This is a genomic window from Lactococcus cremoris subsp. cremoris NBRC 100676 (assembly GCF_001591705.1).
In the GTDB taxonomy this organism is placed as follows: Bacteria; Bacillota; Bacilli; order Lactobacillales; family Streptococcaceae; genus Lactococcus; species Lactococcus cremoris.
This window is the reverse complement of record NZ_BCVK01000073.1, coordinates 1-10,415: the sequence shown is the minus strand read 5'-3', so window position 1 is coordinate 10,415 and position 10,415 is coordinate 1. Positions and strand designations below refer to the sequence as shown.

The 10,415-nt window shown below is 36.2% G+C and carries 8 protein-coding genes and 1 pseudogene; 2 read left to right on the top strand and 7 right to left on the bottom strand.

Translation table 11 applies throughout. The features are described 5' to 3' along the window. Nucleotides 1–45: 45 nt before the first annotated feature. From LLA01S_RS10940 to rpsB, 4 genes are all read right to left on the bottom strand, one after another. Nucleotides 46–537, bottom strand: coding sequence for a sigma-70 RNA polymerase sigma factor region 4 domain-containing protein (locus LLA01S_RS10940; protein ID WP_015082943.1), 492 nt, complete (start codon nt 535–537; stop codon nt 46–48). Between the two features lie 264 nt (nt 538–801). Beyond that, nucleotides 802–2,532, bottom strand: coding sequence for a septation ring formation regulator EzrA (gene ezrA, locus LLA01S_RS10935; RefSeq protein ID WP_061778312.1), 1,731 nt, complete (start codon nt 2,530–2,532; stop codon nt 802–804). Between the two features lie 204 nt (nt 2,533–2,736). Then, nucleotides 2,737–3,765, bottom strand: coding sequence for a translation elongation factor Ts (gene tsf, locus LLA01S_RS10930; RefSeq protein WP_011677206.1), 1,029 nt, complete (start codon nt 3,763–3,765; stop codon nt 2,737–2,739). A 121-nt stretch (nt 3,766–3,886) separates the two neighbouring features. After that, nucleotides 3,887–4,654 (bottom strand): 30S ribosomal protein S2, encoded by a 768-nt coding sequence (rpsB, locus tag LLA01S_RS10925; protein WP_011836067.1) that lies wholly within the window; start codon nt 4,652–4,654, stop codon nt 3,887–3,889. Between the two features lie 394 nt (nt 4,655–5,048). On the opposite strand from rpsB, the gene LLA01S_RS10920 reads away from it, so the two are divergent. Continuing rightward, entirely contained in the window at nt 5,049–6,074 is a 1,026-nt protein-coding gene (locus LLA01S_RS10920; protein ID WP_011677208.1) for a lactonase family protein, read from the top strand. A gap of 254 nt (nt 6,075–6,328) precedes the next feature. Further along, nucleotides 6,329–9,040, top strand: coding sequence for a bifunctional acetaldehyde-CoA/alcohol dehydrogenase (gene adhE / locus LLA01S_RS10915; protein WP_015082945.1), 2,712 nt, complete (start codon nt 6,329–6,331; stop codon nt 9,038–9,040). Between the two features lie 463 nt (nt 9,041–9,503). On the opposite strand, the gene LLA01S_RS10910 is transcribed toward adhE, so the two are convergent. From LLA01S_RS10910 to LLA01S_RS12760, 3 genes and pseudogenes are all read right to left on the bottom strand, one after another. Continuing rightward, nucleotides 9,504–10,001, bottom strand: coding sequence for a nitroreductase family protein (locus LLA01S_RS10910; protein WP_061778311.1), 498 nt, complete (start codon nt 9,999–10,001; stop codon nt 9,504–9,506). Further along, the gene (locus tag LLA01S_RS10905; RefSeq protein WP_011677212.1) at nt 9,988–10,197 is read right to left on the bottom strand and encodes a hypothetical protein; all 210 of its coding nucleotides are present in this window, start codon (nt 10,195–10,197) and stop codon (nt 9,988–9,990) included. Before LLA01S_RS10905 ends, LLA01S_RS10910 begins: the two co-directional genes overlap by 14 nt. Continuing rightward, nucleotides 10,194–10,415, bottom strand: a pseudogene (locus LLA01S_RS12760) (radical SAM protein); the annotation flags it as partial. The gene LLA01S_RS10905 and the pseudogene LLA01S_RS12760, both read right to left, overlap by 4 nt.

Here is a 10,415-nt window from a genome sequence, read left to right as displayed (position 1 = left end):
TTTTTTAAAATAATAACTCCCCTATCAAAGATAAGGGAGCTTTTTTTAATCATCATCTCGAGAAAATAGTATATTTTTGATTTTTTCTCGTAGCCGATAGCATTCCATTCGCGTGAGTTCTTCTCCTCTCATTTGACGCACGAGTAATTCCTGATAGTGGGCGCTCAATCCTTCATAAACTTCTGCTAAAAGATGGTTGAACACAAGCTCGCTTTCAGGGGTACTTCCTCCTGCATCTATCCAGTCCGAACATTCATAAATGTCTAGACCTACAAAATGGTCATGAAGCCGTTTTTTGGCGTAGCTATGGCGTAGTTCATCAATCAAACGTTGATGATATTTTACTTTGAACTTTGTATAAATATTAGTGGATGGGTGATTTTCTTCTAAAAGGTGATGCAAAATAATCATTCCTTCTTGATAATAATCCTCTATGTCCCATGCTTTGATTCGAATTTGTTTCATCAATTTTCTGATGATTGGTTTCATTCCAGAAAATAAACCTTCGAATTCATTTTCTTCCAAGTAATATGTCATTGATATTCCTCTTTTTCATAATTTATTATAAGTGATTAAAGAAATTATGGAGGAGAATGACTGTCTAATAAGCCGTCAGGGGGGGAATTCTATTATAATGTTGAATCTTCATTTTTGCCCTTTCCAAGACATGAATATATCTTTATGTTTCATTATAATAATTTTTATTTGTTTTACCTAACATTATTATACAGAAAATTCTGAAATTATCAAACTATTTTTTGAAATAAAATAAAAAAAGCAAGGAAATTAATCCTTACTTTTTTATAAATAATCTGGTGTAGGTTTGTTTTTGAAATAAACTCCGGAAATTCTTGAAGCGGCACCAGGTTCAACTATTTCTAAAGTCTTAGAAATTTCATCGAATGAACCATCATAATCGCGACTGTTTTCAAAAAGTTGAAGTGCTCTTGAAATGCCTTGTGCAACTTGTTCATTAGACGCTTTATAACGATTAGCATATTGAATAAGTTGTTCTGCTAATACTGCATGGTCTGTCAAATTAATTGTTGCTTCTTTCAAAACATGCATATCTTCGGTACTCACATCAACAAGATGGTTAATTGTATCAATATTAATTCTTACACGTCCCAACTCTTTGAAAAGATTTTGCACTCGATCTCCGGTCATAAAGAATAAATCAAGATAATCTTTAGGAAGTCCTGGCAAATTACATTTTTCAACATAACGTTTGATAGTACGAAGTTCAGAATCAAAACGTTCTGCAATTTCTTGTGCTGCTCTTTCTTCATCTCTGAGTCCTGAAAGAGTCTCGCTAATTTTGATTTGATTTTTTTCAATATCTTCTAAAGAATTGACAACAGAGTTCACGCGGCGTGAAAGGCTTGAATAAGGAATTGCTTTAGCTTCAATGTTGGCGATGATTTCATCAACATCTGCATCCAATGACTCTAAATGTTCTTGATATCCTCTCACATAACCTTTTTCATTTCCCGAAAGGATATAAGCTTGAGTCACATGATCAATTTCAAGAAGAAGATTTTTGTTATTCACTCTAATATGTTCAATGTATTCTTTAAGAACCGATGAACGTTTTTCGACATTTCGACGTGCACTGTATTCTCTCTCAAAGATAGAATAAAGTTCTTCGACTCGTTCTTGAATCAAATCAAGTTCTGCTTCAACTCGATCAAGTTCAAATTGCTCCAAAAGTGAGCTACTTTCTTCAAGATGATGTTGTAAATCATCCATTCTCTCTTTGAGATTAACATTCTCTGGGAGAATATAATCTTCGGCAATGAATTTGTCACTTGCTTCTTGTAATTCTTCAAGACGTTTAGGCACATCTTTTTCAATTGTTTTAATGAATGATGGGATTTGTTCGGTAATCGCACGCAATGCAATTGTATGTTCTTCTGCCGTTTCTAAAACTTCGGCTGCCTCAATTGGGTCACCAGTTGAATTCAACGTTACAAATTGAGAAAACTCTGTTTCAATATTAGCAAGATGTTTTTCAAGTTCAGTAATTACTGTTCCATACAAATCTGCATTATCTGCGATATCGCTACGCAAATTATCATACAAATCAAGAGATTCTTGAATCTTGTTTGAATTTCGTTTTTCTTGCTCAACAAGTTGGGCAACCCCTTGGCGAATTCCTTCAACATCTCCTTCCATCATTTCAATTTGGGCTTCGCTATCTGCGACAGATTCGCGAGCGCGGAAAAAGTGGAAAGAATCGTTGAGCTGTTCGGCTTCAAAAATATGCTCTTCTAAGTCAGCAAAAGAATTTGATGATAAATCAAGCCATTTTTGATTCCATTCGCGGAAAATTGTCTGTGATTGCCCTACAAGGTGCATTTTTTTCACAGAATCAATCTCTTCTTGAACGGGTAAATCGAAAAGCGACTCTTTTCGCTCTTCTAAGGCTAAAATACGATCCTCCGTTTTCTTTCGCATCAAAATTGCAAAAGCGTAAAAAGCAACGAGAATAACTAATAGGACAACAATGAGGATAATTACAGTACTTGACATGCTTTACTCCATAAAATGTTTTTATTACTTGAAAATATATTTGTTTACTAAGGTTAATAGATTTTAATTAAATAGAAAATCTCAAATATAATTATAGCATATTGCGTCAAAGAAATACACTATTTTCTTAGTTTTCTAGTTGTAAATCCTTTTTTCTTTTTCAAAAAAAAAGCAACCACTAATTTGGTTGCTCCTTTTATCAAATTAAAGTCCTGCTTTTGCTGCTTCAACTTCAGCTGCGAAGTCTGTTTCAGCTTTTTCAATTCCTTCACCAACTTCAAAACGTGTGAATGCAATTGCTTTAGCACCTTTAGATTCAAGGAAAGCTTCAACAGTTTTACTATCATCCATGATGTAAAGTTGTGCAAGAAGAGCGAATTGTTGGTCAACTTTTGTGTTGTCAACGATAAATTTAGCCATTTTACCTGGAAGGATTTTGTCCCAGATTTTTTCTGGTTTGCCTTCAGCTTTAAGTTCTTCTTCAAATGAAGCTTTTGCTGCTGCAAGAACTTCTTCTGTCAATTGGCTCTTAGAACCATATTCATGATGTGGAAGTTCTGGTTTGTTAACGAGTACACGGCTAGCGTTGTCTTCATCAATTTTGTGGTTCATTTGTGCTAATTCAGCTTTTACAAATTCTGAATCAAGTTCATCAGCAGAAAGAACTGTTGGGTTCATAGCGGCAATGTGCATTGATACTTGTTTAGCAAGTGTTTCGTCAGCACCTTCGATAACTGAAATAACCCCAATTTTACCACCGTTATGTTGGTATGCACCAAAGTGTTGCGCATCAGTTTTTTCAATTACTACAAAACGACGGAAAGTGATTTTTTCTCCGATTGTTGCAGTTGCTTGAACAAGTTCTTGTTCAAGAGTTACGCCTGAAGCTGTTTTGATAGCCAACGCTTCTTCATTGTTTGCTGGTTTGCTAGCTGCAAGAAGTTCTGCAGTTTCTTTAACCAAAGCAACAAATTGGTCATTTTTCGCAACAAAGTCTGTTTCTGAATTCAACTCAACAAGTGCTGCAACATTTCCATTTACAGCAATTCCTGTAAGTCCTTCAGCGGCAACGCGGTCAGCTTTTTTAGCTGCTTTAGCGATTCCTTTTTCACGAAGAAGTTCTGCTGCTGCTTCCATATTTCCGTCAGTTTCTACGAGCGCACGTTTAGCGTCCATAATTCCTGCACCAGTTTTTTCACGTAATTCTTTTACTTGAGCTGCTGTTACTGCCATTTTGTAAATCTCCTATGTGTTTATTCTGTCAATATTGACAGTAGTTTTATTTAAAAAAACAGGTGAGGCGTAAGGCCTCGCCTGTTGTAGTTACTTAATTTAGTATAAGTTGAAGTTAAAATTATTTACCTTCAACGATTTCAGCAAGTTCTTCAAGTGATTCTTCTGAAGCTGCTTCTTCTGCAACGAAATCTTCCGCTGCATCTTCACCTTGACGTCCTTCAATGATAGCGTCTGCCATTTTAGCTGTAATCAATTTAACAGCACGGATAGCATCATCATTTGCAGGAATAACTACGTCGATTGGTTCTGGATCTGCATTTGTATCAACCATTGCTACAACCGGGATTCCCAAAGTTTTAGCTTCTTTTACTGCGATTTGTTCAGCATGTGGGTCAACGATGTACATAACATCTGGAATACGAGGCATATCAGCGATACCACCGATGAATTTTTCAAGGCGTTCGCGTTCTTTGTTAAGAAGAACTACTTCTTTCTTAGGTAATACTTCGAAAGTTCCTTCTTCTTCCATTTTGTTGATTTCTTTAAGGCGTGTCACACGTGTTTGGATTGTATTCCAGTTAGTGAGCATACCACCCAACCAACGGTGGTTTACGTAGTATTGACCAGCGCGGAGAGCTTCTTCTTTTACTGCTTCAGCAGCTTGTTTTTTAGTACCAACAAAAAGAACTACTGCGCCTTCTTGTGAAGCGTTTTTTACATAGTTGTAAGCATCGTCAACAAGTTTTACAGTTTTTTGAAGGTCAATAACGTGGATACCATTACGTTCTGTGAAGATGTATGGTTTCATTTTAGGGTTCCAACGACGAGTTTGGTGACCGAAGTGAACACCAGCTTCAAGAAGTTGTTTCATTGAAATAACTGACATGTTAATGTCTCCTTTTAAAATAGTTTTTCCTCTTTCATCTGTCATCCGCAGCCGCAATACTTGCGTACACTACGACTTTGTCGAGACGAAATGCGAGATGGTTGCATAGCAACTCTCTCATTATACATTGTTTAAGCTACTTTTGCAAGCATCTATTCATTTATTTCTTTTATCAATATGAGTCAGTGAAAACTATCCTACTCCACTTTCTTTTTATTCTATTTTTTATATCTCAATGTTATCTGACAAATTTAACTAATATTTTTGCCAATATAATCCCCTTAAGGGAGATTTTTGCATTTTTTTCTAAGAATAAAATTAATATTTTTGCTGAAAACGCTTTTTTTGTGATAAAATAATTATAGTAAATAAAATAGTTTGTGAGGAGAGAAATATGAAAGAAAAAATCCTTTTAGGCGGTTATACTAAACGTGTATCTAAAGGCGTTTACAGTGTTCTATTAGATAGCAAGAAAGCTGAATTGTCGGCTTTAACTGAAGTTGCAGCGGTTCAAAATCCAACTTATATCACTCTTGATCAAAAAGGGCACCTCTACACTTGTGCTGCTGATGGAAATGGTGGTGGAATTGCTACCTTTGATTTTGATGGTCAAAATACAACTCACCTAGGGAATGTAACGAGTACTGGAGCCCCTTTGTGTTATGTGGCTGTTGATGAAGCACGTCAACTCGTTTATGGTGCCAACTATCACTTGGGTGAAGTTCGTGTGTACAAAATTCAAGCTGATGGTTCCCTTAGATTAACCGATACAGTTAAACATAATGGTTCTGGCCCTCGACCTGAGCAAGCAAGTTCTCATGTCCATTACTCTGATTTAACTCCAGATGGTCGTCTTGTTACTTGTGATTTAGGTACAGATGAAGTGACTGTTTACGATGTTATTGGTGAAGGTAAACTCAATATCGTTACGATTTATCGTGCCGAAAAAGGAATGGGAGCTCGTCACATCAGCTTCCATCCTAATGGAAAAATTGCTTATCTCGTCGGAGAATTAAATTCAACTATTGAAGTTCTAAGCTATAATGAAGAAAAAGGACGATTCGCTCGTCTTCAAACAATCAGTACTTTACCTGAAGACTATCACGGAGCCAATGGAGTAGCTGCTATTCGAATTTCTTCTGATGGTAAGTTCCTCTATGCTTCTAATCGTGGGCACGACTCTTTAGCAATTTACAAGGTAAGTCCTCTCGGAACAAAATTAGAAGCTATTGGTTGGACAAAGACTGAAGGTCATATTCCACGCGATTTTAATTTTAATAAAACCGAAGATTATATCATTGTCGCTCATCAAGAATCTGATAATTTAACTCTTTTCTTGAGAGATAAAAATACAGGGTCATTAACGTTAGAACAAAAAGACTTTTACGCTCCTGAAATTACTTGTGTTTTACCTTTGTAAAAACTAAACTTTAGTAAATCTTGCTTTTGTTTTTTCACAAAGTTTTACTAAATCAGACAAAAAAATATTGCCAAATCTTTAAAAGGATTGGCAATATTTTTTTGTCTGAAACCCTTGCTTATAAAGCGATTTCTAAAAGTTTGATGAGTTTTTTTGTAAATTTCATCACAATATCGCTTGACATCTTTAAAAAACTTTGTTAAACTATTCACGTAAAATAAAGTGAATGAAATCACAAAGGAGAACGTACACATATGGCAACTAAAAAAGCCGCTCCAGCTGCAAAGAAAGTTTTAAGCGCTGAAGAAAAAGCCGCAAAATTCCAAGAAGCTGTCGCTTATACTGATCAATTAGTCAAAAAAGCTCAAGCTGCAGTTCTTAAATTTGAAGGATACACACAAACTCAAGTTGATACTATTGTTGCTGCAATGGCTCTTGCAGCAAGCAAACATTCTCTGGAACTCGCTCACGAAGCCGTTAATGAAACTGGCCGTGGAGTTGTTGAGGACAAAGATACAAAAAACCATTTCGCTTCTGAATCTGTTTATAATGCAATCAAAAATGATAAAACAGTTGGCGTTATCGCTGAAAACAAAGTTGCTGGTTCTGTTGAAATCGCAAGCCCCCTTGGAGTACTTGCTGGTATTGTCCCAACAACTAATCCAACATCAACAGCCATCTTTAAATCTTTATTGGCTGCAAAGACTCGTAATGCTATTGTCTTTGCCTTTCACCCACAAGCACAAAAATGCTCAAGCCATGCAGCTAAAATTGTTTATGATGCTGCGATTGAAGCTGGTGCACCCGAAGACTTCATTCAATGGATTGAAGTACCCAGTCTTGATATGACGACTGCTTTGATTCAAAATAGAGGAATTGCTACAATTCTTGCAACTGGTGGTCCAGGTATGGTCAATGCTGCGCTTAAGTCTGGTAATCCTTCACTTGGTGTAGGTGCTGGTAATGGTGCAGTATACGTTGATGCAACTGCAAATATCGATCGTGCTGTTGAAGATCTCTTGCTTTCAAAACGTTTTGATAACGGAATGATTTGTGCGACTGAAAACTCTGCAGTTATTGATGCATCAATCTATGATGAATTTGTCGCTAAAATGCAAGCCCAAGGCGCTTATATGGTTCCTAAAAAAGATTACAAGGCAATTGAAAGTTTTGTTTTCGTTGAACGTGCTGGTGAAGGTTTTGGTGTAACTGGTCCTGTTGCTGGTCGTTCTGGTCAATGGATTGCTGAACAAGCTGGTGTTAACGTCCCTAAAGATAAAGATGTTCTTCTTTTTGAACTTGATAAGAAAAATATTGGGGAAGCTCTTTCTTCTGAAAAACTTTCTCCTTTGCTTTCAATCTACAAATCAGAAACACGTGAAGAAGGAATTGAAATTGTACGTAGCTTACTTGCTTACCAAGGAGCTGGTCACAACGCTGCCATTCAAATCGGTGCAATGGACGACCCATTTGTCAAAGAATACGGAATTAAAGTCGAAGCTTCTCGTATCCTCGTTAACCAACCTGACTCTATCGGTGGGGTCGGAGATATTTATACTGATGCAATGCGTCCATCATTGACGCTCGGAACTGGTTCATGGGGGAAAAATTCACTTTCACACAATTTGAGTACATACGATCTATTGAATGTTAAAACAGTGGCTAAACGTCGTAATCGCCCTCAATGGGTTCGTTTGCCAAAAGAAATTTACTACGAAAAAAATGCAATTTCTTACTTACAAGAATTGCCACACGTCCACAAAGCTTTCATTGTTGCCGACCCTGGTATGGTTAAATTCGGTTTCGTTGATAAAGTTTTGGAACAACTTGCTATCCGCCCAACTCAAGTTGAAACAAGCATTTATGGCTCAGTCCAACCTGACCCAACTTTGAGCGAAGCCATTGCAATCGCTCGTCAAATGACACAATTTGAACCTGACACTGTCATCTGTCTTGGTGGTGGCTCTGCCCTTGATGCTGGTAAGATTGGACGTTTGATTTATGAATATGATGCTCGTGGTGAGGCTGACCTTTCCGATGACGCAAGTTTGAAAGAGCTCTTCCAAGAGTTAGCTCAAAAATTTGTTGATATTCGTAAACGTATTATCAAATTCTACCACCCACACAAAGCACAAATGGTTGCTATCCCTACTACTTCTGGTACTGGTTCTGAAGTGACTCCATTTGCGGTTATCACTGATGATGAAACTCACGTTAAATATCCACTTGCTGACTATCAATTGACACCTCAAGTTGCCATTGTTGACCCTGAGTTTGTTATGACTGTACCAAAACGTACTGTTTCTTGGTCTGGGATTGATGCCATGTCACACGCGCTTGAATCTTATGTTTCTGTCATGTCTTCTGACTATACAAAACCAATATCACTTCAAGCCATCAAACTTATCTTTGAAAACTTGACTGAGTCTTATCACTATGACCCAGCTCATCCAACCAAAGAAGGTCAAAAAGCTCGCGAAAACATGCACAATGCTGCAACACTCGCTGGTATGGCCTTCGCCAATGCTTTCCTTGGAATTAACCACTCACTTGCTCATAAAATTGGTGGTGAATTTGGACTTCCTCATGGTCTTGCCATTGCTATCGCTATGCCACATGTCATTAAATTTAACGCTGTAACAGGAAACGTTAAACGTACCCCTTACCCACGTTATGAAACTTATCGTGCGCAAGAAGACTACGCTGAAATTTCACGCTTCATGGGATTTGCTGGCAAAGAAGATTCAGATGAAAAAGCGGTCAAAGCTTTGGTTGCTGAACTTAAAAAATTGACTGATAGTATTGATATTAATATCACCCTTTCAGGAAATGGTGTAGATAAAGCTCATCTTGAACGTGAGCTTGATAAATTGGCTGACCTTGTTTATGATGACCAATGTACACCTGCTAATCCACGTCAACCAAGAATTGATGAGATTAAACAACTCTTGTTAGACCAATATTAATATATTGATTATAGTATTTGGAACCGAACGATATCCATGCTCGCTAACCTGCTAAAGCAGGAAGTCGCAATGGTACGTCAACCAAGAATTGATGAGATCAAACAACTCTTGTTAGACCAATACTAATAATCTATTGATAAAAATAATTAAAACGCTCTGATGAATTCGTCAGAGCGTTTTTTATTATAGCTTATACAACTATCAAAAGGTATAAATCAATTTCGATATAGGCTCTTTTCACTCCATTGATTTATATTTATATAAAAATCAATAATTAATTAGCGATAGAAGTCGAGTTCATGCATGCTAATAATGAAATTGTTTTAAATTCTGGTTTTTCTTTATGTTCTTTGCGAACATCTTTCACAGTTTCTTTGTTCATGAAAATTCCTCCTTATTATGGTACTATTTTGAGCCCAAATAGTTATATAAGAATCCTAAACTTCGGATATCTTATCAAAGATTAATTAATAATAAAATAAATTAGGGGTTCTTCTATTCCCAACAGAGCATCATTATCTACGAAGCCTAATGGACAACCGTATATATCTTTTTCTGAAAGTAGTAGTTGAAAATTTTGCAGAAAAGCACCACATTCGATTAAAGCATACCTTACCCCACAATTACCATATTTGCCAAAATATTTATCGTAATCATATGTCACAGCAATAAGAATTGAACTTGAAGAAAAATATTTATCATCATAAAAACAAGTTTTTTTAATTTGATTTATCTCGAATTTATCTGTACTTATCTCCCCTTTAGAGTTAAATATTTTTTTATTGTTCTTATAAAAAAGTAAAACTTTCAAACCATATATAGCTCCGGCAGAAGGAACGCTATGTTTCTCAAAATTATAGTAGGATTTTTTTACTATTTCTATTACACTTTCAACATTTACACCAATATTATGAAATTTATTTGATTTTCTTAGTTGAATAAGCTCTTCAAGATTCTTCAACGATTTTCTCCTTGATTAACTCTTTCAGGAATTCATCTTCATCATCTGTCCACTCTCTATCACTTTCTTGTTCAAGAACTGCCAATAAAATATCAAAACCTGTATCGTTGAATTGTGTTAATTCCGCCCTTGAGAAATTGAAGACCGCTTTATCTGTTTTTCTGAGCGTAAATAATGGGTTTAATCTATACTTCATTTGTTTGTTCTCCATTTTTCTAATATATATTTTTTATATTCTACAGCTGGTTCAGAAGTGGAAATGTTCCCAATAACATCTCCTGTTTCTTCAATTGCTAGATCCCCGTTTGCATATATTGTCAGGGAGGGATATTCCGATACATAATTTAATGTTTCTTGAACTGGCGAATAGCGAATATAAATCCCATCAGTATTACCCGAATTGCTAGTTAAGTT